Below are 22564 nucleotides of genomic sequence, written 5' to 3'. Positions count from 1 at the left end.
TGGGCAGGTCAACCGGTTCCGAACGGTGGGAAGACTTATTTTCACGCCGCCGAAACCTTGTCGGTCCGAGAGCGCGCTGCCTAGCTTGGGGATCACCCAGAGCGAAAGGAAACAAACCAATGAGCACGCAATTGGACATCCCAAGGCAGTCCGGCGGCCGGTCGGCGGTCACCGTCGCCAAACTCGGCGCGAACATCGGCGCGCGGATCGACGGCGTCCGGCTCGGCGGGGATCTCGACGCCGCGACCGTCGCCGAGATCCGCTCGGCGCTGCTCGCGGCCAAGGTCGTCTTCTTCCGCGGCCAGGACCACCTCGACGACGCGGGCCAGCTCGCCTTCGCCCAGCTGCTCGGCGAGCCGACGCTGGCGCACCCCACGGTGCGCGGCAAGGAAAACCCGAACGTGCTGCCGATCGACTCCGACTACGGCAAGGCCAACAGCTGGCACACCGACGTCACGTTCATCGACCGCGTCCCCGCCATCAGCATCCTGCGCGCCGTCGCCCTGCCCCCGTACGGCGGCAGCACGGTGTGGGCGAACACGGTCAATGCCTACGAGGAGCTGCCCACCGCGCTGAAGGCGCTGGTCGACCAGCTCTGGGCGTTGCACACCAACGTCTACGACTACGCCGCGCACATCGACTCGACCCGCATCGGCGGCGTCGACGTCAAGGTCCGCGAGTACCGCGACGAGTTCGTCTCCGACCGCTACGAGACCGAGCACCCGGTGGTGCGCGTGCACCCGGAGACGGGGGAGCGGTCGCTGCTGCTGGGCCACTTCGTCAAGCAGATCGTCGGCCTGACCAGCACCGAGTCGCAGGCGGTCTTCCAACTGCTGCAGCAGCGCGTTACCCGGCTGGAGAACACCGTGCGCTGGCAGTGGGCCGACGGCGACGTGGCGATCTGGGACAACCGCGCCACCCAGCACTACGGCGTGGCCGACTACGACGACGAGTACCGCCGCCTGCACCGGGTCACGCTGGCGGGCACGGTCCCGGTCAGTGTGGACGGTGTCGAGAGCACCCCGGTCACCGGCGACGCGTCGGCGTTCTCCCCGGTCGGCTCGTGATGGCGTCGATCATCGTGCTGTCGGGCAGCCCGTCGGCCACCTCGAAGACCGCCGCCCTGTCCGGCCATGTCGGTTCGCGGCTGCGCGCCAAAGGCCATGTGGTGCGGGAGTTCCGGGTGCGCGACCTGCCGCCCGCCGCGCTGCTCGCGGCCGACACCGCCGACCCCGCGATCACCGAGGTGATCGACGCGATCGCGGGCGCGGACGCGGTGGTGGTCGCGTCGCCGGTCTACAAGGCCGCGTATTCGGGGCTGCTGAAGGCATTGCTCGACCTGCTGCCGCAGTTCGCGCTGGCGGGCAAGGCGGTGCTGCCGCTGGTCACGGGTGGCACGCCCGCGCACGTGCTCGCGTTGGATTACGCGCTGCGGCCGGTGCTGACCTCGCTCGGCGCGGACCACATCGTGCAGGGATGGTTCGTCCTGGACAAGCACATCACGGTTGACCGTGCCGAGGTCACGCTCGACCCGGCGTCACTGGAACCGGTGCGGACCGCGGTCGACGGTTTCTCCGAGGCGGTGCACGCCCGGCGGCCGTTGGCGGTCGCGCTCTGATCAGACGAGCGCGGCGACGTTGCGCAGGCGCAGGCCGAACCAGATGACGGTGAGGCCGCGCACCAGCAGCGCCACGCCGAGCCAGATGGCCAGCGTGAGCACGGTCAGGTCGGGCCAGGCGAGCGCGATCAGGCCGACGACCAGCGTCAGCAGGCCGACCGTCAGCCACAGGCCCCACGCGGGCAGTTCCCGGCGCCACGCCAGCGCCATGCCCGCCTGGATCGCTCCACCCGCGACGAACGAGATGCCGACGGTGAGCGCCAGGGCGAGCAGGGTTATCCCGGGCCAGAACAGCGCGACCAGTCCGAACGCGATCCACAGCGCGCCGAGCACGTAGGCGGGCCAACGCTTGTGGTAGCGCTCGGCGCCGACGATCTCGTCGATCCCGACGACGAGCAGCCCGATCGCGACGTAGACGGCCAGCGTCGTCAGCGCCACGACCAGGTTGGCCAGCAGCAGCACCCCGAGCACGGCCACGACCACCCCGAGGAGGACGACCACCCACCACTTGCCGCGCACCGCGCTGATCGGCTCCGTCATGCCCGCTCCCTTCACGCTCCGCTCGTGAACGTAACGCCACGCAACCGTGGTCGCGAGTCGAACGGACGGGGAGCGCAGGCTTCGAGCGCGCCTCCAGCGAGGCTGAGGGTCCGGGCGGGACCTTACGTACTCGTCTAAGTATTTCTCGCGAGGCGGTATCACCATCTCGCGGCGCAGTCTCGGAGTACTAGGGACATGGAGGTGCGAGATGAACGACAGAGAACTGCGGGCTCTGCGCCACTGCGCGGAGGGAGCGGTGCTGTTCCACAACGGACTATGGGGAGCCCCGATGGGCTACCTGTGGGCCGGGGCTGACGGATGCGCCGCGGGACACGTCCCGCAGTGGGAGGCCGAGGCGCTGGCCCTGCTGGAGCGGCGCGGCCTGGTGGCTGTCCGCCCTGGACCGGGCACCCGGGACACCCCGGTCGAGGTCACCGACCGCGGCGCGCAGTGGCTCGAAGTGGCGGCATAGCGTCAACCCTTCGGCGGCTGCGTGCGCGAGTTGATCTCGGACAGACTCCTTGGGACTCGTTCCCATTTGGAGGCGTCCGATGAAGATTCGCGCTCTGCTCCTGGCCACGGCCCTGCTCACGACGCTGTTCACCGGGACCGCGCAGGCCGCTCAGGGCGATCTGGCCTGCACCGGCAACTTCCAGTTCAATTTCAGCCCTGCCCTGACCGCCACAACCACGACGGCGACCGCGGACGTCGGCGGCGGGTTGGTCGACTGCTTCTCGGCGAACGGGACGTACTCGCGGCTCAAGTCGGGGGTGCGGACGGGCGTGGGGACCGTGTCGCGGCCGCTGGGGCTGGCGCCGTGCGCGCCGGTCATGACGATCACCGAGGGCGCGGTGCTGACCTGGAACACGGGGGAGACCAGCACGTTCGACATCACGGTCAACACGGACCCGACGTCGGGCGCGCTCACCATCAGCGCGTACTTCACCAGCGGTCCGCTGGCCGGTGACACGGCGAACGCCTACCCGATCATCCTGCACCCGAACCTGGACTGTGGCCTGCACGGCCTGACCCAGCTCACCTCCGACCTGCTGGAAGTGTTCTGGGCCTGATCTCTCGATTGTCCAACAATCCTAATGTTCAATATTAGGATTGTTGGACAATTCGGCGGAGGTTGAGCCGTCGGGAGGCTAGTGCTGTCCGTTCATGGACACAGCACTAGGGCTCCGGGAAGTGGCAGGCCGCCTGGTGGCCCGGGTCCACCTCCACCATCACCGGCTCCACCGTCCGACACAGCTCAGTCGCCTTCCAGCAGCGGGTGTTGAAGCGGCAGCCCGGCGGCGGGTCGAGCGGGCTCGGCACGTCCCCCACCAGCCGGATCCGCTCCCGCTCAGCCCGCCGCCGCGGGTCCGGCACCGGCACCGCCGACAGCAGCGCCGTCGTGTACGGGTGCCGCGGCCGCTCGTACAGCGTCGTCCGGTCGGCCAGTTCGACGATCTTGCCCAGGTACATCACCGCCACCCGGTCCGACACGTGCCGCACCACCGACAGGTCGTGCGCGATCAGCACGTACGTCAGGTCGAACTCCTGCTGCAAGTCCTCCAGCAGGTTCACCACCTGCGCCTGGATCGACACGTCCAGCGCGGCCACCGGCTCGTCGGCCACGATCAGCTTCGGCCGCAGGGCGAGGGTCCTGGCGATGCCGATGCGCTGGCGCTGGCCGCCGGAGAACTCGTGCGGGTACCGGTTGTAGTGCTCCGGGTTGAGTCCGACCACCTCCAGCAGCTCCTGCACCGCCGCCTTCACGTCCCGCGCGACCTTCTGCAGGCGGAACGGCGCCCCGACGATCGTGCCGACCGTGTGGCGCGGGTTCAGCGACGAGTACGGGTCCTGGAAGATCATCTGGATGTCGCGCCGCAGCGGCCGCAGCGCGCCCGTCGACAGGTGGGTGATGTCGCGGCCGTCGAACACGATCGACCCCTCGCTCGGCTCGACGAGACGGGTCAGCAGCCGACCTGTCGTGGTCTTCCCGCAGCCGGACTCCCCGACCAGCGACAGCGTCTCGCCTCGGCGCACGGTGAAGTCGAGTCCGTCGACCGCCTTCACCGTGCCCTTGCGCGCGGGGAAGTGCTTGCGCAGCCCCGAGACCTTCAACAGCTCAGACATTGGCGCTCCACAGTCGACTCCGGTCCTCGCCGGACAGATGGCAGGCGACGTGGCGGCCCCCGATGTCCCGGAACGCGGGCCGCTCGGTCGTGCTCAACCCGCCCGTCAACTCCACATAGGCGCAGCGGGGGTTGAAGGGGCAGCCCTCCGGGACGTTGATCAGGCTCGGCGGGGTGCCCTTGATCGGCACCAGCCGCGCGGTGCGCTCCCGGTCCAGCCGCGGCATCGACCGCAGCAGGCCCCACGTGTACGGGTGCTGCGGCGAATCGAAGATCTCCGACGCGGTGCCGTATTCCACGGCGCGGCCCGCGTACATGACCATGATGTCGTCGGCCAGCTCCGCCACCACGCCCAGGTCGTGGGTGATGATGATGACCGCGGAGTTGAACTCCTGCTGCAGATCCCGGATCAGGTCGAGGATCTGCGCCTGCACCGTCACATCGAGTGCGGTGGTCGGCTCGTCGGCGATCAGCAGCTCGGGGTCACAGGACAGCGCCATCGCGATCATCGCGCGCTGCCGCATACCGCCGGAGAACTGGTGCGGGTAATCGTCCACACGCGACTTCGGGTTCGGGATCCCGACCCGGTCCAGCATCTCGATCGCGTGCTTGCGCGCGACGGCCAAGGTGGCCTTGTTGTGGATCCGGTACGCCTCGATGATCTGCGTGCCCACCGTGTAGTACGGGTGCATCGCCGACAGCGGGTCCTGGAAGATCATCGCCATGCGCTTGCCGCGCAGCGACCGCACCCGCTCCTCACTCGCCCCGACGAGGTCCTCGCCGTCGAGCAGGACCTCGCCGGTGATCCGGGCGGTGCCCTTCTTGTGCAGGCCCATGACCGACAGGCTGCTCACGCTCTTGCCCGATCCCGACTCGCCCACGATCCCCAGCGTCTGCCCGCGCTCGACCGAGTAGGTCAGCCCGTCGACCGACTTCACCAAGCCGTCGTCGGTCGGGAAGTGCACGCGGAGATCACGCACTTCGAGGAACGTCATGACACCCTCACCCTCGGGTCGAGCACGGCGTAGAGCAGGTCGACGACCAGGTTCGCGATGACGATGAACAGCGCGGCCAGGATGGTCACGCCCATGACCTTGGGCAGGTCGTTGGTCGTGATCGCGTCGACGGCGTACTTGCCGAGGCCGTTGAGCGAGAACGCGCTCTCCGTCAGCACCGCGCCACCGAGCAGCAGGCCGACGTCCATGCCGAAGATCGTCAGGATCGGCGTGAGCGACGCCCGCAACCCATGGCGCACAACGACCTGGCGTTCCGGCAGGCCCTTCGCCCGCGCCGTGCGGATGAAGTCCTCGCTCATCGTCTCCAGCATCCCGGCCCTGGTCAGCCGGGCGTAGCTCGCCGAGAACAGGAACGCGAGCGTCACCCACGGCAGGATCAGGTCGCCCGCCCAGGCCGCCGGGTTCTCGGTGAAGTCGGTGTAGCTGCCGCCGGGCGCCGTCCAGCCGAGCGTGTAGCTGAACAGGGCCAGTGACATCAGTCCGGTGTAGAAGATCGGCAGCGACACCCCGGCCAGGGCCATACCCATCGCCGCGCGGTCGAACACGCTGCCGCGACGCAGCGCGGACAGCACCCCGGTCGACACGCCCGCGACCAGCCAGATGACCGACGCGCCGACCGCCAGCGACAGTGTCACCGGCATGCGGTCGAGCAGGTCGGGCCACACCGGCTGGCGGCTGAGGAACGAGTAGCCGAGGCACGGGGCCGGGCAGTGGTCGATCCCGGCGCCGTAGTCGAAGTCGGCGCCGACGAAGATCCCCTTGACCCAGGTGAAGTACTGGACCGGTACCGGGTCGTAGAAGCCCAGCCGCTCCGCCGTGAGCTGGATGGACTCCTCGTTGGCCGTGCGGCCGACATAGCGGGCGGCCATGGTCTCCGGCGTTGACCCGATGATCCGGGGGATCACGAAGAAGATCGCGAAGGTGACCGCGCTGACCACGAACAGCAGCAGCAGCGCCGCGGCCAGCCTGCGGACGACATAGATGATCATTGGGGCTCGATTCCGTTGTGCGGCGGCGGGTGGCCGGGCCTGGGGGTGCGGTACCACCCCGGCCACCCGCCGCTTCCCCCATCGGGCCGGTCAGGCCAGCCCGAGCGCGAGGTAGTCGTACATTCCGTATGCCTCGTTGACGAAGACGTTCGTCAAACCCTTGCCGCGCAGCAGCAGCGCCTTGCTGTAGAGGCCCGGGTAGATCACGGCCTCCTCCATCACGCGCTTGTCGATCGCCGCCCACAGCTGCTCGCGCTTGGCCTTGTCGGTCTCGCCGACCGCCTGGTCGAGCAGCTGGTCGACCTCGGGGATGCGGACGCTGATGTTCGACGAGCCGCCGGAATCCCGGATCACCCGGCTGTCCACGATCTGCGACAGGTGGCCGAAGCCGTCGTTCCAGTCAGCCGCCCAGCCGTTGACGCACAGGCCGATCTTGTTGGAGCGCACGAACGGCGGATTGCCGCAGAACTGGGAGAAGTAGTCGCCGGACGGGAATCCCTTCAGTACCAGCTTGATGCCCACCCGCGCGAGCGACGCCTGGAACGACTCGGCGGTCGCCTTCTCCTTCGGCCGACCCTCACGGAAGGCCATGGTCGCCTCGAACCCGTCGGCCTTGCCGCACTTGGCCAGGTGCTCCTTCGCCTTGGCCAGGTCGCCCTTGCTGTCCGGACCGGCCGGGTACAGGTCGAACTTCTGGTAGCCCGGGATCGCGGGCGCCATCACCGTCGTGGCCAGCTCGCCGCCGGAGAACTCGCCGCCGTAGGCCAGCTGGTAGCCGGTGCGGTCGACCGCGTACATGACGGCCTTGCGGCAGTCGATGTTGTCGAACGGCGCCACCTGCGGGTTGACCGAGGTGTACCAGAGCCGCGTCGTGGTCGGGTTGTCCGCGCGCGCCTTGACGTCCGGGGCGCCGAGCACCGAGGCCAGCTTGGCGGGCTGCACGCCCGTGCCGGTGATGTCGAGGTGCAGGTCGCCGCTGAGGACCCGGTTGTCGATGTCGTCGGCGTTGACCTTCAGCGCGATGTCGTAGCCGTCCGGCAGCGCCTTGCGGTTCGGGTCGGTCGCCGGGTCCCAGTTGGGATTGCGCTTGAGCGTGTAGCGCTTGCCGACCTCGACCTTGTCGAACATGTACGGGCCGGTCGAGATGACGTGGTCCTTGTACTTCGCGCCGGTGTCCTTGGCCTCCGGCACCGGGGCCGTCTGCGGCAGGTGCGCGAGGTAGTCGAACCCGCCGAACGGCGCTTTGAGGCGGAAGACGATCGTGTGCGAGTCCGGGGTCTCGACGGCCTGGTCGGTGTTGACGCCCTTGGACTTGTACGGGCCCTTGTAGTCGGCGGGCAGGTCGAGGAACTGCTTGAAGTAGTCCGGCCCGTTGGGGAAGACCTCGCGGTCCAGCGACCGCAGCACGTTGTACTTGACGTCCTTGGCGGTGACCTCGGTGCCGTCCTCGAACTTGACGCCCTTGCGGATCTTGTACGTCCACGTCTTGCCATTGTCGCTGGGCACGCCGAGGCTCTCGGCCAGGTCGGGCACCAGCTCCTCACTCGCCTTGCCCGGCGCCACCTTGAACATCAGCAGCGAGCGCACGTAGACGCGGGAGAAGTTCCAGGAGAAGCCGTAGTAGGTGTCGGCCGGGTCCAGCGAGTCCCAGTCGTCGGAGTTGGCGAGCTTGATGATCCCGCCCTTCTTGTCCGACGGGGAGAACACCTTGTCGAGGCTCGCGTTGAAGCCGTCCGCCGGGGCGCCGGGCTTGTTCTCCGCCCCGCCACCGCCGCACGCGGTCAACGTCGTCGCGAGGGCCACGGCCAGGGCGGCCGCACGTTTGCTGGTCACTGCGTTACTCCATTCCTTGATGAGGTTCATCGGCCCTTGGGATCGAGCGCGTCGCGCAATCCGTCGCCGAACAGGTTGAAAGCCAGGACGGTGACGAAAATGGCCAGGCCGGGCCAGAGCATGAAATGCGGAAGCGTGTAGTACTTGACCGCGTCGGCGATCATTCCGCCCCAGGTCGCCGTCGGCGGGCGCAGTCCGACGCCGAGGAACGACAGCGCGGCCTCGAACAGGATGTTCGTCGGAATCAGCAGCGTGGCGTAGACGAGGATCGGCGCGGTCAGGTTCGGCAGCAGCTCGCGCACCAGGATGTACGGGCCGCGGGCGCCGAGGCCGCGGGCGGCGTCGACGAATTCGCGCTCCCGCAGCGACAGGGTTTGCCCGCGCACGATCCGGCCGATATACGGCCAGTTGAAGAAACCGATGATGAAGACGAGCATGCCGATGCGCAAAGGCTCGCCGTCGGCGTTGAACGTGTTCATCATTCCGCCGAGCGCCAATGCGAAGACCAACAGCGGGAAAGCCAGGAAGATGTCCATGAGCCTGCTGACGACCGAGTCGACCCAGCCGCCGAAATAGCCCGCCACGACACCCATGACCGTGCCGATCACCACCGACAGCAGCGTGGCGAGGAACCCGATCAGCAGGGAGATCCACGAGCCCGCGTAGATCCGCTGGAGGATGTCGCGCCCGGAGAGCGGTTCGAGCCCGAGCGGGTGCTCGGCGCTCATCCCGCCGAAGGTGCCTTTGGGCTGCAGGGTCGTCTTATCGATCAGGTCCTGGTGCGGCAGGTTGGGGGTGATCACGCCGAACACCCGGTCCATCAGCAGCGCGCTGACCGCGACCAGGACCAGCGCGACCACCACCCAGCCGCCCGCCACGGCGACCTTGTCGCGGCGCAGTCGCGCCATGGCGATCTGGCCGGGCGATCGACCGGCGACCGGCGGCGCGGCCGGGCCCGCGTCGGCCGTCAGTGCCGTCATGCGTGCTCCCTGGGGACGGTGGTTCGTGAAGGTCCGCAGAGCATCGGCGGCGGGGATCGCCAAAACATTGCCGGCAGTGCTGTGGCCACAGCACCGCATCGCCGCGGCTGTCGGTGGTCGCCGCTACGGTCGGTGGTTGTGGAGGTCCGACTGCTGGGGCCGTTCGAGGTGATCGCCGGGGAACAGCCCGTGGTGATCGGTCGGCGGAGAGAGCGCTGCCTGCTGGCCGTGCTGGCGCTGGAGCACGGCCGCGTCGTGCCGGTCGAGCGGCTGGTCGAGCTGCTGTGGGACGACGAGCCGCCGCCCGCCGCGGTCTCGGCGCTGCGCACGCACGTCAGCAGGCTGCGCGCCGCGGTCCCGTCCGACCTGGCTTCGATCGAGTCCCGGGCGGCAGGCTACACGCTGCGGATCGAGCCGAACCGGGTCGACAGCCACCGGTTCCACCAACTCGTCGCCGAGGGGCAGGCCGCCACCGAGCCCGCCGCCCGGGCCGCCGCGTTCGGCGCCGCGCTGGAGCTGTGGCGGGGTCCGGCCCTGGCCGGGCTCGCCGACGACCCGGCGATCGGGCGGCTGTGCCACGGCCTGGCGGAGGCCCGGCTCGGCGCGCTCGACCACCGAATCGAGGCCGACCTGGCGCTCGGGCGGCACCGCGACCTGGTGCCCGAGCTGGTCGACCTCACCGCCGCCCACCCGGAACGCGAGCGGTTCACCGCGCACCTGGTGCTGGCGCTCTACCGCAGCGGCAGGCAGAGCGAGGCGCTGGCGGCCTACGAGCGGCACCGACGGATGCTGGGCGCCGAGTTCGGGCTCGATCCCGGCCCTGAGCTGCGGGCGCTGCACGAGCGAGTGCTGCGCAACGACCCGGCGCTCGACCTGGCCCAGCCCGCCGTCACCGACTCGCTGCCCTACGACGTCCCCGACTACACCGGCCGCGCCGCCGACTTGGCCGCCCTGCTCGACGGATCGGCCGCGATCACCACGATCGACGGCATGGCCGGGGTCGGCAAGACGGCGTTCGCCCTGCACCTGGCCCACCGGCTGGCCGACCGCTACCCCGACGGCAGGTTGTTCGTCGACCTGCACGCGCACTCGCCGGGGCAGCCCCCGGTCGAGCCCGCCGCGTGTCTGGAGACGCTGCTGCGCGCGGTCGGGGTGCCTGCCGAGGGCATCCCGGCGACGCTGGACGAGCGCGCCGCCCTGTGGCGGTCGCGGCTGGCCGGGCGGCGGGTGCTGATCGTGCTCGACAACGCCGCCGACGCCGCGCAGGTCCGCCCGCTGCTGCCCGGCGCGCCCGGCTGCCAGGTGCTGGTCACCAGCAGGCGGCGGCTGCCGGGGCTGGCGGGCGCGGTGCCGGTGTCGCTCGACGTTCTGTCCACTGAGGACGCGGTGGCGCTGTTCACCCGGGTGGTGCCACGCGCTGCCGCTTCTCCGGAAGCGGTGTCGCGGGTGGTCGCGCTGTGCGGCGGTCTCCCGCTGGCCATCCGGATCGCCGCCGCCCGGCTGCTCCACCGTCCCCTGTGGACGGTCGACCATCTCGCGGACCTGTTGGGCGACGAACGGCTGGCCGAGCTCGCGGTCGACGATCAAGGGGTGGGTGCTGCTTTCACCCTGTCCTACGAGCAGTTGGATCCCGAACAGCAGCGGGTGTTCCGCCTGCTCGGCTGCCATCCCGGCGTCGACTTCGACGCGCGTTCGGCCGCCGCGCTGGCCGACCTGCCCGTCGCCGAGGCCGAGCGGGTGCTGGAGTCCCTGCTCGACGTCCACCTGCTCCTGCAGCGGCATCCAGGCCGGTACCTGCTGCACGATCTGGTCGCGGTGTACGCCCGGGAGCTGGCGGAGCCCGATGCCTGCGCGGTCCGGCGGCTGCTCGACTACTACCTCGCCGCCTCCGCTCGGGTCGGTGAGGTTCTGGTGCCGGGACTGCTGCCGGAGGACCCGGGGGGTGGGCCCGAGTTCGCCGACCACGCCGACGCGAACCGCTGGTGCGCGGCCGAGCTGCCCAACCTGGTCGCGGCCGTCCGGCACGCCGCGGCGGTCGGGCTGGGCTCGCACGCCTGGCTGATCACCCGGAACCTGACGATGTTCCTGCTGGTCAGCGGGCATTTCGATGACCATGTCGCGCTGCACGCCATCGCCATCGAGCAGGCGCGGCGCGCGGGGGAGCGGACGGTCGAGGTGGTCGCGCTGATCAACCTGGGCACGGGGTATCTGCTCAACGACCAGTACCGGCCCGCGTTGGAACACCTCACGGTCGCTCTCGGCCTCGCCCGTGCGGCAGGTGACCGTGCCCGCCAGGCCGGGTCGCTCGCCCGGATCGCCGCCCTGCACCACTCCCTGGGCGATCCAGCGGCCGCCACCACCCACGCGGAGGCCGCCCTCGCCGCCGCGGTCGAGGGCGACACCCCGCGCGAGGAGTGCTTCGCCTTGTGGGTGCTCAGCACGGTCCATGCTTGGCGCGGCGACGATGGGGACTCGCTGGCGGCGGGGGAGCGCGTGGTGTCGGTCGCCCGCCGCGTCGGGGATCCGCTGTGGGAGCAGGATGGCTTGGTTCGGGTCGCCGCCGCGACCTCCCGCCTCGGGCACCACGCCGAGTCGCTCGCGCTGTTCGCCGAGGCATTGGAGATCACCCGGCGGATCGAGGACCGCGGCCACGAGGTCGAGGCCCTGCTGGAACTCGCCGCCGCCCACCTCCGCCACGGCGACCCCACGGCGGCCTTGACCACCGCCAACACCGCCGCCGACATCGTCCGGCTGGGGTGCAGGCCGTCGTTGGCCGCCGCCACCGACAACGCCCTCGCCGAGATCTACGCCGCCCTCGGCGACCCGGCGGCAACCGGCCACGCCGAACGCGCTCGCTCCCTGGCCACGTCGATCGAGAACGCCCCCCAGCGCCTGCGCGCTGAGGGGATTCTCACGGCGAGTTCGTGGGTTATCCGCGCAGCTCCGGGAACTGGTCATCGCGCCATTCCAGTGCCGCCGCCGTCGCCGGGTCGTTGACCTCGCGGGCCCGCAGCTCGACCCGGCGGATCTTGCCGGAGACCGTCTTCGGCAGGTCGAAGAACTCCAGCCTGCGCACCCGGAGGAACGGCGCGAGGTGTTCGCGCGCGTGGCGCAGGATCGACAGCGCCGTCGTCCGGTCGGGTGCGAAACCCGGCGTCAGCGCGACGTACGCCTTCGGCACGGCCAGCCGCAGCGGGTCCGGCGCGGGGACGACGGCGGCCTCGGTGACCGCCGGGTGTCCGATGAGGACGCTCTCCAGCTCGAACGGCGACACCTTGTAGTCCGACGCCTTGAACACGTCGTCGGTGCGGCCGACGTAGAACAGGTAGCCGTCCTCGTCGCGCCGGGCGACGTCGCCGGTGTGGTAGTAGCCGTCGGCCATCGCCTCCGCCGTGCGTTCCGGGTCGCCGTGGTAGCCGATCATGAGGCTGGGTGGGCGCCTGCTGAGATCGAGGCAGAGCTCGCCTTCGTCGGCGGGCTCGCCGGTGGCCACATCGACCAGGACCACCGGCACGCCCGGCAGCGGCCTGCCCATCGAACCCGGCTTGACCAGGGCGCCCGGGGTGTTGCCGACCTGCGCGGTCGTCTCGGTCTGGCCGAAGCCGTCGCGCAGCGTCAGGCCCCACGCGCGGTCCACCTGGGCGATCACCTCGGGGTTGAGCGGCTCACCCGCGGCGACCACCTCCCGCAGCGCGCCGGGGCCGCCCGAGAGATCGGCCTTGATCAGCATTCGCCACACGGTCGGCGGGGCGCAGAACGTCGTCACCCCCGCCTCCCGGATCACGCGCAGCACCGCGGCCGGGTCGAACCGGGTGTAGTTGTGGATGAAGATCGTCGCCTCGGCGATCCACGGGGCGAAGAAGCAGCTCCACGCGTGCTTGGCCCAGCCGGGCGAGCTGATGTTGAGATGGACGTCGCCCGGCCGGATGCCCAGCCAGTACAGCGTCGACAGGTGCCCGACCGGGTAGGACTGCTGGGTGTGCTCGACCAGCTTGGGCCTGCTGGTGGTGCCGGAGGTGAAGTAGAACAGCAGCCGGTCGTCGGCGGCCGTGTCGGGATGGGGGAGCGGGGTATCGGGCGCGGCGGCCGCGTCGGCGTAGTCGAGCCAGCCTTCGGCGCCGCCGACTGCGACCCGGACCAGGTCCGCGTCGAACTTCGGGGCGTCGGCGGTGTTGGCGATGACGGCCTTGGCGGCGCCGCGGTCGATCCGGTCGGCCAGGTCGGCGGCGCCGAGCGCGGTGGTCGTCGGCATGATCACCGCGCCGAGCTTCATCACCGCCAGCATCGACTCCCACAGCTCGACCTGGTTGCCGAGCATGACCAGCACGCTGTCACCCCGGCCGACGCCGTGCGCGGCGAGCCAGTTCGCCACCTGGTCGGACCGCCGGGCCAACTCGTCGAACGAGTACCGGGCCTGGTCGCCGTTCTCCTCGACGATGTGCAGCGCGGTCCGCCCGTTGCCGCGGGCGATGACGTCGAACCAGTCGTGCGCCCAGTTGAACGGGCCGTCGAACGTCGGCCACTCGAACTCCGCCACGGCGCCCGCGAGCAGTTGGTCGCGGCTGCTCCGGTAGCGGTCATGCGCGGTTGGCGTCGACAAGGTCGTCCCCTTCGGTCGTGTGCAGGGTGCCGCGCCCGGCGGTCTCGGCCAGCGCGCGCGTGCAGACGAAACTGATCAGCGCGGTCACCGACAGCATCACCCCGATCCCGATGCTGCCGAACGCGCTGGTCAGCTGGGGTGCGAGCAGCGGGGGCACGGCGCCGCCGAGGATGCCCGCGAGGTTGTATCCCAAGCCGGCGCCGGTGTAGCGGTGGCGGGTGTGGAACAGCTCGGGCAGGAACGCGCCAGCGGGTCCGTAGGACACCGCGAAGATCGCCAGCGTCACCGTGATCCCGATGCCGAAGGCCAGCGGCGAGCGGGTGTCCAGCAGCGGGAACAGCAGCAGCGCCCACACCGCGCCGACCGCGCAGGAGGTCATGATGACCCGCTTGCGCCCGACCCGGTCGGACAGCACGCCCGCCAGCACGGTCACCACACCGAACACCACGGCCGCGGCGATGCCCAGCATCAGCACCGTCGGCCTGCTCAGCCCGGCGCCCTTCGGGTTGACGCCGTACGCGGTCAGATACGCGGTGCCCATGTAGAAGAACGCGAACACCATCGTCAGCGAACCCGCCGACAGCAGGACCTCCTTGGGCTGGCTGACGAGCACGGCGAGGAACGGCGCCCGCTTCGTCGGCTGCCGGGTGGCCTGGGCCGCGCGGAACACCGGGGTCTCCTCGATCTTCAGCCGGACGTAGAGCCCGACGCCGATCAGCACGACGCTCAGCAGGAACGGGATGCGCCAGCCGTACTCCAGGAACGCCGAGTCCTTGTCGCCCATGACCCATCCGGTGACCAGGAACGTGGCGCTGGTCAGCGCGAACGCGATGGCCGGGCCGAGTTGCGGGAACGTCGCGTACCGGCCGCGCTCGCCCGGCGGGGCGTACTCGGCGGTGAGCAGGTTCGCCCCGGCCCACTCGCCGCCGACCGCGAAGCCCTGCACGAACCGCAGCACCACCAGCGCGATCGGCGCCGCGGCCCCGATCGTCGCCGCGCCCGGGAGAAGTCCGATGAGGACGGTCGCGACACCCATCAGCAGCAGCGTGGAGATGAGCGTGCGCTTGCGGCCGATCCGGTCGCCGTAGTGTCCGAACAGGACGGCGCCGACCGGCCGGGCGAAGAACGCGACGGCGAAGGTGGCGAACGAGGCCACCGCGCCCGCGGCCGGTCCCAACGCCGGGAAGAACACCGTCGGGAACACCAGCGCCGCCGCGGTGCCGTAGATGAAGAAGTCGTAGAACTCGATCGTCGTGCCCACGCAACTCGCGATCGCGATGCGGCGCATCTCCGCCGGTGTCGTGCCCTCAATGGACATTCGCTGCCTCCTCGCCGAGCCCCCGTTTGGGTTGGGAAGGAGGGTGACGGTCCGTGGTCACCGCCCACTACCCCCGTACGGGGGTAGGCTGTCTCGCCACGATGGAGTGACACTTGTCGCGGCGGGGGCTGGACGAAGAGGAACGGCCGTGGTCGAAGACGACCTGAAGCGGAACATGATCGAGAACCTGCTCGCGAGGCGGCTGCCGCTGCTGCGGCAGCTCACCGGGCTCCCGGTCGTGTTCGGCGGCGCGGTCCGCCAGGTGGGCGCGGGCCGTCTGGTCATCAACCAGCTGTTCGGCACGCTCAGCCAATCGCTGAACGGGCTCGTCGTGCCCAGCGGCCGCGGCCTCGGCGGCACGGCCATCGAGCGCGGCAGCCCGTTCCTGGTCAACGACTACGCCAGCAACAAGGCCATCACCCACGACTACGACCGGATCGTGGTCGACCACGAGCGGCTGACGTCCATCTTCGCCTTCCCGATCAAGCTCAACGGCCAGGTCGGCGCGATCATCTACGGCGCGGTCCGCGACGACGCCCCGATCGGCCAGGTCGCCCTGCGACACGCGGGCGTCGTGGCCCGGAAGCTGGAGAAGGAACTCGACGGCCTCATCGGCCGCCCGACCCCACCCCAGCCACCCAGCGTCAACTCGGCACTCACCGACCTGGCCGCGATCATCCGCACCACCGACGACCCCACCCTGCGCGACAAGCTGGCCCGCATCCACCAGCAACTCGGCGGCGCGCCACTGGCCCCCGCCGCCGACGCCGTCCTCGCCGCCCGCGAGGTCGACGCCCTGCGCCTGGTCGCCGTCGGCGCCAGCAACGCCGAGATCGCCCAGCGGCTCGGGCTGAGCCCGGAGACGGTCAAGGCGTATCTGCGGAGCGCGATGCGCAAGCTGGAAGTCCACAACCGCACCGCCGCGGTCCACGCGGCCAGGACTGCGGGCATCCTCTGACTTGACGCAGGGGTTCGGCTGGACCGTCTCAGGCGGACTCGCGTTCGACCAGCAATGTCGGCAGTACGACTGGGTCGCCGCCGGGGTCGCCGCCGATCTGGCGGAGGAGTAGTTCGGCCATGATTCGGGCCTGGTCGACCACCGGCTGGTGAATGGTCGTCAGCGGCGGCTCGGTGTGTTTGGCCATCTCGATGTCGTCGTAGCCGACCAGCGCGACGTCCTCGGGCACCCGTCTCCCCGCCGCTCGCAGGGCGCGCAGCGCGCCGATGGCCATCAGGTCGCTGGCCACGAACACCGCGTCGGTGTCCGGCCAGCGGTCGAGCACCTCGGCCATGCCCGCCTCGCCCGACTCGCGGGTGAACGCGCCGTTGGCGACGCGGCTCGGGTCGAGGCCCGCCGCGCGCAGGGTGTCTTGGAAGCCGGTGCGTCGGTCGACGCCCGCGGTCATGTCCGGGGGACCGGCGACGGTGGCTATCCGGCGCCTGCCGATGCTCACGAGCCGTTCGGTGGCCAGGACCGCGCCGCCGAGGTTGTCGACGTCGACGTAGGTCAGGCCGGGCAGCAGCCGTTCGGGCCTGCCGCCGATCACGGTCGGGACGCCCGCGCGCAGCAGGATCTCGGGCAGCGGGTCGTCGCCGTGCATGGACACCAGCAGGACACCGTCGACGTGGCCGCCGCGCACGTAGTCGGCGAGTTGGGCGTGTTCGGCGTCGTTCTGGGCGTTCATCAGGACCAGTTGCACGCCCGTGCCCATCAGCGTGTGGCTGGTCGCGATGATCATGTTGCCCAGGTACGGGTCGGCGAGCACGGTGGCGTCTGGCTCGCGCATGACCAGCGCGACCGAGTCGGTGCGGCGCGTCGCCAGGCTGCGGGCGGCGCGGTTGGGTACGTAGCCCAGCCGCTCGATCGCCGCGCCGACGGTCAGCTTGACCTCGGGCGAGACCTTGGGCGAGCCGTTGATCACCCGCGACACGGTGGCGCGCGAAACGCCCGCCTCCGCCGCGACAGTGTCCAGCGTCGGCTGACGCCGTGCTTCGCTCAGACCGGCCACCTCACTTTGTTCGGTGGCTCCACTCGCGAAGGGCACTGTGTCGATGATTCGCTCGCAAGCTCGCTCATGCCGTCCCGTTGATGCCGTTCGCCTTGATCACTTCCCGGTACCAGTATGCGCTGTCCTTCCACACCCGGCGCTGCGTAGCGTAGTCGACGTGGATGATGCCGAAGCGCTTTCCGTAGCCGTAGGCCCATTCGAAGTTGTCCAGTAGCGACCAGACGAAGTACCCGCGCAGGTCGACCCCCGCGCGGATGGCCTCGTGCGCGACAGTCAGGTGTCTCCTCAGGTAGTCGACGCGCTCCGGGTCGCGGACCGCGTCGGCGGTGAGTTCGTCGTCGAACGCGGCGCCGTTCTCGGTGATCATGACCGGGATCGGCGGGTACTCGTCGCGCAGCCTGGTGAGGATCGCGCCGAGCCCGCTCGCGTCGATGGGCCAGCCCATGGCGGTTCGCGGGCCGGGCGGGGCGACGGTCTCGATGTCGTGCGGCCACGGGCTGTCGGGCTCGGCCGTGCCCAGGTCGACGACGGTCGGGCTGTAGTAGTTGACGCCCAGCAGGTCTATCGGCGTCGCGATCACAGCCTCGTCCCCGTCGTGCACGAACGACCAGTCCGTGAGGTCCGCGGTGTCGCGCTTGACGTCGGCGGGGTAGCCGGCGCCGAACAGCGGGTCGAGGAAGATCCGGTTGGCCAGCCCGTCGACCCTTCTGGCGGCGTCCTTCCCTTCGGGGGAGGCCGGGGACACCGCGGCCAGGTTGAGGACGATCGAGACTTCAGCGGTGGCGGGGAGGGCGTCTCGCAGGGCGCGGGTGCCGAGCCCGTGGGCGAGCATCAGGTGATGGACGGCCTTGAGCGCTTCGGCGGGTTCCTTGCGGCCCGGTGCGTGCACACCGGAGGCATACCCGAGGAACGCCGAGCACCAGGGTTCGTTGAGGGTCGTCCACCGGGACACGCGGTCGCCCAGCCGGTTCGCGACGATGGCCGCGTACTCGGCGAACCGGGCGGCGGTGTCGCGCGATGTCCAACCGCCATCGAGCGCTTGGGGGAGGTCCCAGTGGTAGAGCGTGAGCATGGGGTCGATACCGCTGCCGAGGATCTCGTCGACGAGCCGGTCGTAGAAGTCGAGCCCGGCGGCGTTGGCGGGTCCGCGCCCGGTCGGCTGCACGCGCGGCCAGGCCACGGAGAACCGGTAGGCCGACAGCCCGAGGTCGCGCATCATGGCCACGTCGGCCCCGAACCGGTGGTAGTGGTCGGCGGCGACGTCGCCGGTGTCGCCGCCGACCACGTTCCCGGGGGTGCGCGCGAACGTGTCCCAAATGGACAGTCCGCGCCCGTCTTCGCCGACCGCGCCCTCGATTTGATAGGCGGCGGTCGCCGCGCCCCAGACGAACCCCTCCGGGAAGACCAGCCGCGTCATCCCTTCACCGCGCCCTGCATGATTCCTCCAATGATCTGACGGCCGAGCACCAGGAACACGATCAGGATGGGGAAGGTCGCGATGACCGTTCCCGCGAGGACGAGCGAGTAGTCCACCTCGATCCCACTGGCGGTGTTGGCGATGGCGACTTGGACCGTCGGGTTCTGTGTGTTGAGCAGGATGAGCGGCCAGAACAGGTCGTTCCAGTAGGTGATGAAGATCAGCAGCCCGAGGACCGCGGCCCCCGGCCTCGCGATGGGGAGCACGAGACTCCAGTAGATGCGGAGAGTGGAGGCGCCGTCCATCCGGCCCGCCTCGATGAGTTCGTCGGGCATCGCGGAGGTCAGGTATTGGCGCATGAAGAAGACACCGAACGCGCTGACGAGGGCGGGGACGATGACGCCGCGGAGGTCGTTGGACCAGCCGAACCATTGGGTGATCATGATGTAGAGGGGGATGATCGCGAGTTGGGTCGGGACGAGCATCGTGGCTACGACCAGGCCGAAGAGGGTGTCTCGGCCTTTGAACTTGAGCTTGGCGAAGGCGAAACCGGCGAGGGTCGAGGTGAAGACGACGGAGACGGTGATGGAGCAGGCGACGATGGTCGAGTTGAGCAGTGCGGTGCCGAAACCGCCCTGAATGAAGGCGGCTTGGAGGTTGTCCCAGAGGTTGCCGCCGGGGACGAGTGGGGGCGGGTAGCGGCCGATGGCTGACTTGTCTCGGGAGGAGACGACAACCGACCAGTACAGCGGAAAGGCGGAGATGAGGACAATGGCTATCAACAGGCCGTAGGTTATCCACAGGCCGCCTTGGCCGCGCCGTTTTTGGCGGTGTCGGCGGGTAGACTGGCCAAGGGCCGTCCCCCCAGGGATGGGTGGGGGTTGCCTGGGTGGGGTTTGGGGGCTTTGCCCCGGCGTGGCTGGGGGATGCGAGTCGATTCTGCTCATGTTGGGTCTAATCCGTCGATTTGATGCGGCGGGCCAGGAGGAAGTTGATCGCGGCGATGACGACCGTGATCAGGAACAGGGTCCAGGCGATGGCGGCGCCGTAGCCGTAGCGGCCGTTCGTCCAGAACTGTTGGTACAGGTACAGAACGATCGTCTGGAACTGTCGCTGCGACCCGCCATTGTTGTTCCGTGTGGCGTCGAACAGGAACGGCTCGGCGAACAGTTGCAGCGCCCCGATCGTCGACACGATCACCGTGAACACGATCGTCGGGCGCAGGCTGGGCACAGTGATGTGCCAGAACTGCTGCCACCGGCTCGCCCCGTCGATCGACGCCGACTCGTACAGGTCATAGGGGATCGTCTGCATCGCGGCCAGGTAGATCAGGGCGTTGTAGCCCGTCCAGTGCCACGTCACCATCACCGACACCGCGATCCAGGACGACCACGTGTCCGCCCGCCAATCGATCGGGCCGTCCACGAACGGCTGCAGGACCCAGTTCACCAGGCCGAAGTCCCGCGCGAACACCTGGTTGAAGATCAGCGCCACCGCCGCCACCGACGTCACGTATGGCAGCAGCACGCCCATTCGCAGCACCAGCCGCCCCCGTAGCCGGTAGTTCAGCAGGTGCGCGATCCCCAGTGCCAACAGCAGTTGCGGGCCGGTCGACAGCAGGCCGATCCCCAACGTGTTGATCAGGGCGTTGTGGAAGTTCGGGTCGCTGAACAACGACGCGTAGTTGTCCAGACCGACCGACACGTCCGCGCTGCCAGGGCGCCGCGGGCTCCACGCCGTGGTCGAGATGATCGCGGTGTAAGCCAAGGGAAACAGGCCGAACACCGCGAACAGCAGGAAGAACGGCGAGATGTACAGGTACGGCGCGAGCGACCGTCGGGACCGCCGGGTGCGGCGGTCCCGAAGTCGGCGCGTCATCCTGCCGCTGCCTTGATGTCCGCCAGGGTCCGGGTCCATGCTTCACCCGGGTCCTTGCCCTGCTCGACGCTGTTCAGGGCCGCGGCGAAGATGTTGCCGATGACGCCGCTCTCCGGGCCGACGACCTGGGCAGGCGCGCTCGCCAGGGAGTCCGGGAAGATCTTCCCGGCGGGCGCGTTGTTGAAGAACTCCGACGTGAAGCCCGCGACCTCGGGGCTCTTCCACGTGCTCTGCTGACTGGGGAAGTTGCCGATCGTCTTGAACAGCTTGACGTTCTGTTCGGGGGCGGTCAGCCACTTCGCCAGCTCGACGGCCGCCTTGGTGTTCTTTCCCTGCTTGGGCACCGTCACGTAGGAGCCGCCCCAGTTGCCGGAGCCGCCGGGGATCTTGGCGATGTCCCACTTGCCCTTGGTCTCCGCCGCGTTGCCCTGGATGTAGCCCATCATCCACGCCGGGCACGTCACCGTGGCGAACTGGCCGCGCTGGAACCCGGTGTTCCACTCCGGGCTGAACTCCGGCAGGGCCGCGGACTGCCCTTCCTTGATCGCCTTGACCGACAGGTCCCACGCGGCGCGCACCGCGGGGTTGGAGTCGACGATCAGCTTGCCCGAGGCGTCGTAGAACGTCTCCTCGGAGTTGCCCAGGATGCCGGTGAACACGTGCCCGCCCGCGTCGAACCACTTCACGCCCGGCGGGGCCGACTTCAGGAACCTGGACCCGGTATCGACATAGGACTCCCACGTCGGCCACAGCGCCGCCACCGCCGCGCGGTCCGTCGGCAGGCCCGCCGCCGCGAACAGGTCCGTCCGGTAGCACACCGCCAGGCCGCCGATGTCGGTCGGCAGGCCGATCAGTGCGGCCTTGTCGGCGGTCGACGCGCGGGCGACGACCGCGTCCGTCCACTGTGTCGAGTCGACGCCCTCGTCGCGGAAGTTGACGAAGCTGTCCGGCTGGCCGATGAAGCCCGCCACCTGGCCGACCTCCACCAACTCCAGGTCCGCCGCGCCGTTGCCCGCGGTGAGGCGGGCCTGGAGATTCTTGTGGTGTGTGCCGAAGTCGCTGCGGTTCTCCACGATCTTGACGCCCGGGTGGGTCCGTTCGTACTCGTCGTAGATCGACCGGTTGTCCGGCAGCGAGAAGTTGTCGCCGAAGACGTTGATCGTCAGGGTGACCTCGCCGGACTGGGCGGCTTCGCCCCCGCCGCACGCCGTGAGTGCCAGTGCGCCCACGGCGAGCGTCGCGACCACGGCCAGTGTCGACCGTCCCGGGGTGTGCATTGTCGTGCTCCTCTACTGCTGGATCGGGTTGCCGTCGGTGCCGCAGACGTAGCCGCCGCGGACGCAGGTGTCGACTCGGCGTTGCAGTTCGCCGGGGTCCCAGGCGTTGAAGAAGTCGCCGTGGAAGGTGTAGCCCGGCGCGGTGGTGACGTTGACGCCGTTGCGGGTCCCGGCCAGCGACAATCCGCCGCCGCTGACGGGATAGGTGATCAGGAACTCCAGTCGCGGCAGCACAACCGGGTGACTGCTCGGGCAGGTTCCGCCCGCGCCACCGAGGCCGAACACCAGGTGGTCGCGGTGGTTGGGGGAGTCCAGCCGCGTGCCGTCCCAGCAGGTCGGGAAGTCGAGATAGTTCTCCAACTTCGACCCGGCGGGGCAGGACAGGAAGTCGCGGCTGGACTCCGGCCGCCCGACACACGACCACCGCGCGGCCGGGTTCTGGTCGGGACTGGTGGCCAGCGCGTTGCCGATGACGTAGCGCAGGCCCTGCGGATGCGGCACGGCGCGCGCCGGGTCGGTGATGCCCTGGTAGTAGATGGTGACGCGCTCGGGCGCGACCGCCACCCCGTGCTGGTACAGCGTGGGCACCCAGTAGGCGGACTTGTCCGACACCGGGTCGCAGTTCGTCCCGCCGAGGCGCAGCGACTGCAGGGTGGAGTCGGCGTTGGTGGTGGTGTTGCCGAAGAACTCGTGGGTGTGCGAGACGCCCGGCCGGTTGGGAAACACGATCGGGTCGTTGCCCGCGCGGTGGCTGCTGCGGCATTCCGCGCGGAACTCCGAGCCCCGCACGGGTGCCTGCTGCGCGACAAGCGCTTGCGCCTGCTCGTCGCTGAACGTCTGGCCGTGTCCAGCGTGGTTGACAGCACTGTGGTCTATCGGGGTTTCGGCTGAGCTGATCACCGCGGTGGCCAGGGTGGCGGCGAGCGCGACCCCGAGTCCGACCCGGAGCAGGAGTGTGGACATCCG

The 22564-nt window shown here is 69.8% G+C and carries 20 protein-coding genes; 6 read left to right on the top strand and 14 right to left on the bottom strand.

Features of this window, described 5'->3' with window-relative positions:
* Positions 1-119: 119 nt before the first annotated feature.
* Both ACSHT8_RS10140 and ssuE read left to right on the top strand, forming a co-directional pair.
* The gene (locus ACSHT8_RS10140) at positions 120-1067 is read left to right on the top strand and encodes a TauD/TfdA dioxygenase family protein (protein WP_436499975.1); all 948 of its coding nucleotides are present in this window, start codon (positions 120-122) and stop codon (positions 1065-1067) included.
* Entirely contained in the window at positions 1067-1618 is a 552-nt protein-coding gene (ssuE, locus tag ACSHT8_RS10135; RefSeq protein ID WP_436499973.1) for an NADPH-dependent FMN reductase, read from the top strand. The genes ACSHT8_RS10140 and ssuE overlap by 1 nt, the downstream gene beginning before the upstream one ends.
* Here ssuE and ACSHT8_RS10130 read toward each other — a convergent pair whose 3' ends face one another.
* The gene (locus ACSHT8_RS10130) at positions 1619-2158 is read right to left on the bottom strand and encodes an HdeD family acid-resistance protein (RefSeq protein ID WP_436499971.1); all 540 of its coding nucleotides are present in this window, start codon (positions 2156-2158) and stop codon (positions 1619-1621) included.
* Positions 2159-2366: 208 nt separating this feature from the next.
* Here ACSHT8_RS10130 and ACSHT8_RS10125 point away from each other — a divergent pair, with 208 nt between their 5' ends.
* The gene (locus ACSHT8_RS10125) at positions 2367-2630 is read left to right on the top strand and encodes a hypothetical protein (RefSeq protein ID WP_436499969.1); all 264 of its coding nucleotides are present in this window, start codon (positions 2367-2369) and stop codon (positions 2628-2630) included.
* Between the two features lie 79 nt (positions 2631-2709).
* Positions 2710-3228: a hypothetical protein gene (locus ACSHT8_RS10120; protein WP_436499968.1), complete on the top strand. Its 519-nt coding sequence runs from the start codon at positions 2710-2712 to the stop codon at positions 3226-3228.
* Between the two features lie 106 nt (positions 3229-3334).
* Here ACSHT8_RS10120 and ACSHT8_RS10115 read toward each other — a convergent pair whose 3' ends face one another.
* From ACSHT8_RS10115 to ACSHT8_RS10095, 5 genes are all read right to left on the bottom strand, one after another.
* Positions 3335-4282: an ABC transporter ATP-binding protein gene (locus ACSHT8_RS10115; protein ID WP_436499966.1), complete on the bottom strand. Its 948-nt coding sequence runs from the start codon at positions 4280-4282 to the stop codon at positions 3335-3337.
* Positions 4275-5276, bottom strand: coding sequence for an ABC transporter ATP-binding protein (locus tag ACSHT8_RS10110; protein WP_436499964.1), 1002 nt, complete (start codon positions 5274-5276; stop codon positions 4275-4277). Before ACSHT8_RS10110 ends, ACSHT8_RS10115 begins: the two co-directional genes overlap by 8 nt.
* Positions 5273-6286 carry an ABC transporter permease gene (locus ACSHT8_RS10105; protein WP_436499962.1) on the bottom strand — a complete coding sequence of 338 codons (1014 nt, stop codon included), beginning with the start codon at positions 6284-6286 and terminating at the stop codon, positions 5273-5275. Before ACSHT8_RS10105 ends, ACSHT8_RS10110 begins: the two co-directional genes overlap by 4 nt.
* Before the next feature lie 90 nt (positions 6287-6376).
* Entirely contained in the window at positions 6377-8119 is a 1743-nt protein-coding gene (locus tag ACSHT8_RS10100; RefSeq protein ID WP_436499960.1) for an ABC transporter substrate-binding protein, read from the bottom strand.
* Between the two features lie 26 nt (positions 8120-8145).
* The gene (locus ACSHT8_RS10095) at positions 8146-9099 is read right to left on the bottom strand and encodes an ABC transporter permease (RefSeq protein WP_436499958.1); all 954 of its coding nucleotides are present in this window, start codon (positions 9097-9099) and stop codon (positions 8146-8148) included.
* A gap of 138 nt (positions 9100-9237) precedes the next feature.
* On the opposite strand from ACSHT8_RS10095, the gene ACSHT8_RS10090 reads away from it, so the two are divergent.
* On the top strand, positions 9238-12096 hold the full coding sequence (locus ACSHT8_RS10090; RefSeq protein ID WP_436499956.1) for an AfsR/SARP family transcriptional regulator: 2859 nt from the start codon (positions 9238-9240) through the stop codon (positions 12094-12096).
* Here ACSHT8_RS10090 and ACSHT8_RS10085 read toward each other — a convergent pair.
* Entirely contained in the window at positions 12029-13699 is a 1671-nt protein-coding gene (locus ACSHT8_RS10085; protein ID WP_436499954.1) for an AMP-binding protein, read from the bottom strand. The genes ACSHT8_RS10090 and ACSHT8_RS10085 overlap by 68 nt on opposite strands.
* Positions 13677-15011, bottom strand: coding sequence for an MFS transporter (locus ACSHT8_RS10080; RefSeq protein WP_436502030.1), 1335 nt, complete (start codon positions 15009-15011; stop codon positions 13677-13679). Before ACSHT8_RS10080 ends, ACSHT8_RS10085 begins: the two co-directional genes overlap by 23 nt.
* Positions 15012-15165: 154 nt before the next feature.
* Here ACSHT8_RS10080 and ACSHT8_RS10075 point away from each other — a divergent pair, with 154 nt between their 5' ends.
* Positions 15166-15975, top strand: coding sequence for a LuxR C-terminal-related transcriptional regulator (locus ACSHT8_RS10075; RefSeq protein WP_436499952.1), 810 nt, complete (start codon positions 15166-15168; stop codon positions 15973-15975).
* Positions 15976-16003: 28 nt separating this feature from the next.
* On the opposite strand, the gene ACSHT8_RS10070 is transcribed toward ACSHT8_RS10075, so the two are convergent.
* The 6 genes from ACSHT8_RS10070 to ACSHT8_RS10045 form a co-directional block, all read right to left on the bottom strand.
* On the bottom strand, positions 16004-17026 hold the full coding sequence (locus ACSHT8_RS10070) for a LacI family DNA-binding transcriptional regulator (protein WP_436499950.1): 1023 nt from the start codon (positions 17024-17026) through the stop codon (positions 16004-16006).
* A gap of 64 nt (positions 17027-17090) precedes the next feature.
* Positions 17091-18443, bottom strand: coding sequence for a GH1 family beta-glucosidase (locus tag ACSHT8_RS10065; protein ID WP_436499949.1), 1353 nt, complete (start codon positions 18441-18443; stop codon positions 17091-17093).
* A complete protein-coding gene (locus tag ACSHT8_RS10060; protein WP_436499947.1) occupies positions 18440-19225 on the bottom strand; it encodes a carbohydrate ABC transporter permease in 786 nt (261 codons plus the stop codon). Before ACSHT8_RS10060 ends, ACSHT8_RS10065 begins: the two co-directional genes overlap by 4 nt.
* 172 nt (positions 19226-19397) lie before the next feature.
* Positions 19398-20321, bottom strand: a complete 924-nt coding sequence (locus ACSHT8_RS10055; protein WP_436499945.1) for a carbohydrate ABC transporter permease — start codon at positions 20319-20321, stop codon at positions 19398-19400.
* Positions 20318-21598 (bottom strand): ABC transporter substrate-binding protein, encoded by a 1281-nt coding sequence (locus ACSHT8_RS10050; protein ID WP_436499943.1) that lies wholly within the window; start codon positions 21596-21598, stop codon positions 20318-20320. The genes ACSHT8_RS10055 and ACSHT8_RS10050 overlap by 4 nt, the downstream gene beginning before the upstream one ends.
* 12 nt (positions 21599-21610) lie before the next feature.
* The gene (locus ACSHT8_RS10045; protein ID WP_436499941.1) at positions 21611-22561 is read right to left on the bottom strand and encodes a DUF1996 domain-containing protein; all 951 of its coding nucleotides are present in this window, start codon (positions 22559-22561) and stop codon (positions 21611-21613) included.
* Positions 22562-22564 lie beyond the last annotated feature (3 nt).

Origin of the sequence: Actinokineospora sp. HUAS TT18, from assembly GCF_051364635.1 — a bacterium.
GTDB lineage: Bacteria > Actinomycetota > Actinomycetes > Mycobacteriales > Pseudonocardiaceae > Actinokineospora.
Note: the sequence above shows the minus strand (reverse complement) of the source record. Positions and strands in the feature narration are given on the sequence as shown.

Bases quoted from the DNA above. Each gene is read 5' to 3' on its own strand.
- ACSHT8_RS10140 (WP_436499975.1), top strand. From the start codon at position 120: ATGAGCACGCAATTGGACATCCCAAGGCAGTCCGGCGGCCGGTCGGCG.
- ssuE (WP_436499973.1), top strand. From the start codon at position 1,067: ATGGCGTCGATCATCGTGCTGTCGGGCAGCCCGTCGGCCACCTCGAAG.
- ACSHT8_RS10130 (WP_436499971.1), bottom strand. From the start codon at position 2,158: ATGACGGAGCCGATCAGCGCGGTGCGCGGCAAGTGGTGGGTGGTCGTC.
- ACSHT8_RS10125 (WP_436499969.1), top strand. From the start codon at position 2,367: ATGAACGACAGAGAACTGCGGGCTCTGCGCCACTGCGCGGAGGGAGCG.
- ACSHT8_RS10120 (WP_436499968.1), top strand. From the start codon at position 2,710: ATGAAGATTCGCGCTCTGCTCCTGGCCACGGCCCTGCTCACGACGCTG.
- ACSHT8_RS10115 (WP_436499966.1), bottom strand. From the start codon at position 4,282: ATGTCTGAGCTGTTGAAGGTCTCGGGGCTGCGCAAGCACTTCCCCGCG.
- ACSHT8_RS10110 (WP_436499964.1), bottom strand. From the start codon at position 5,276: ATGACGTTCCTCGAAGTGCGTGATCTCCGCGTGCACTTCCCGACCGAC.
- ACSHT8_RS10105 (WP_436499962.1), bottom strand. From the start codon at position 6,286: ATGATCATCTATGTCGTCCGCAGGCTGGCCGCGGCGCTGCTGCTGCTG.
- ACSHT8_RS10095 (WP_436499958.1), bottom strand. From the start codon at position 9,099: ATGACGGCACTGACGGCCGACGCGGGCCCGGCCGCGCCGCCGGTCGCC.
- ACSHT8_RS10065 (WP_436499949.1), bottom strand. From the start codon at position 18,443: ATGACGCGGCTGGTCTTCCCGGAGGGGTTCGTCTGGGGCGCGGCGACC.
- ACSHT8_RS10055 (WP_436499945.1), bottom strand. From the start codon at position 20,321: ATGACGCGCCGACTTCGGGACCGCCGCACCCGGCGGTCCCGACGGTCG.
- ACSHT8_RS10050 (WP_436499943.1), bottom strand. From the start codon at position 21,598: ATGCACACCCCGGGACGGTCGACACTGGCCGTGGTCGCGACGCTCGCC.
- ACSHT8_RS10045 (WP_436499941.1), bottom strand. From the start codon at position 22,561: ATGTCCACACTCCTGCTCCGGGTCGGACTCGGGGTCGCGCTCGCCGCC.